This window comes from Amycolatopsis sp. WAC 04182 (genome assembly GCF_003947465.1).
In the GTDB taxonomy this organism is placed as follows: domain Bacteria; phylum Actinomycetota; class Actinomycetes; order Mycobacteriales; family Pseudonocardiaceae; genus Amycolatopsis.
Genome location: NZ_QHJJ01000066.1, coordinates 1 through 636 on the forward strand (window position 1 = coordinate 1; position 636 = coordinate 636).

Annotated in this window: 1 protein-coding gene and 1 pseudogene; one reads left to right on the forward strand and one right to left on the reverse strand. The window is 72.6% G+C overall.

Annotation, left to right across the window (positions count from 1 at the left end):
• A partial coding sequence (locus tag DMH01_RS42545) for an SAM-dependent methyltransferase (protein WP_199745860.1) occupies window positions 1-447 on the forward strand: 447 nt, incomplete at its 5' end.
• On the opposite strand, the pseudogene DMH01_RS42550 reads toward DMH01_RS42545, so the two are convergent.
• Window positions 444-636, reverse strand: a pseudogene (locus DMH01_RS42550) (C4-dicarboxylate transporter DctA); the annotation flags it as partial. The gene DMH01_RS42545 and the pseudogene DMH01_RS42550 overlap by 4 nt on opposite strands.

Below are 636 nucleotides of genomic sequence, written 5' to 3' on the forward strand. Positions count from 1 at the left end.
CTGCACGGCGATGTCCGGCGCCCGCGGGAGGTGCTGGACAGCCCCGAGGTGCGCGGGCTGCTGGACCTCGACCGGCCGGTCGCCGTGCTCATGATGTTCCTGCTGCACCTGATCCCCGACAAGGACGACCCGTACGGTGTCGTGGCCGCCTACCGCGACGCGCTCGCGCCGGGCAGCTACCTGGCCATTTCGCACGCGGGCAGCGACCACGCCCCCGAGCGGGTGGCCCGCGTCCGCGACTTCTACCGCCGGGCCAGCACGCCGTTCTGCCCGCGGCCCGGTGAGAAGATCGCTGCTTTCTTCGGCGACTTCGAGCTGATCCCGCCCGGTCTGACCACGGGCAAAGGGCCGGAGATCGGTTTCCCGTTCACCGACCCCGCGAGCCCGGCCTTCTACGACGAGGACTTCGCCCGCATGGGCTACGCGGGCGTCGGCCGCAAACCCTAGACGCGTACGACCTCCCGTTCCGCCTCGGGCTCGGGGCGGTCGTCGTCGAGCAGCGTGGACTCGTCGAACGGCGCCCGCCCGGCCAGCACCTCGGCGGCGCGCTCCCGGTCGAACTCGCCGGTCCAGGTGCCGACCACGACGGTGGCCACGGCGTTGCCCGCGAAGTTGGTCAGCGCCCTGGCCTCGGAC